Annotated in this window: 1 protein-coding gene; it reads left to right on the plus strand. The window is 39.1% G+C overall.

Annotated elements, in window-relative coordinates; genetic code table 11:
* Positions 1–12: 12 nt before the first annotated feature.
* Positions 13–317: T6SS immunity protein Tli3 family protein (locus OGV77_RS00870; RefSeq protein ID WP_502873696.1), on the plus strand; the 305-nt coding region annotated here is incomplete at its 3' end.

Genomic DNA, 317 nt, shown 5'->3' on the forward strand with positions numbered 1-317 from the left:
TAAGGATGAATTATGAAACCAGGAATTAGGGTAAGAGTAATCGTTGGGGCAATTTCACTATGCGCCATCGCTGCCTGTACAAAAAAAATACCATCACAAGTAATTTACCGGTTTGATGAAAATCGTTACCTGGAGTTGATCGGTTATGATTGTGAAGGATATGTTGTTTACCATGATGTAAAAAGAAAGGTCCACAAATCAATTTATGGCAATCCAATCTATAGGGTTTTCTCGGGTGAGTTTATCCATCCCTCAGAACAGTACATACTTGTGCCTGAGTGGGAGCCTGGGGCATATAAAATATCTAAAGATTACGG

The sequence above is a fragment of the Citrobacter sp. Ce129 genome (assembly GCF_030334545.1).
GTDB classification, from domain to species: Bacteria; Pseudomonadota; Gammaproteobacteria; order Enterobacterales; family Enterobacteriaceae; genus Citrobacter; species Citrobacter europaeus.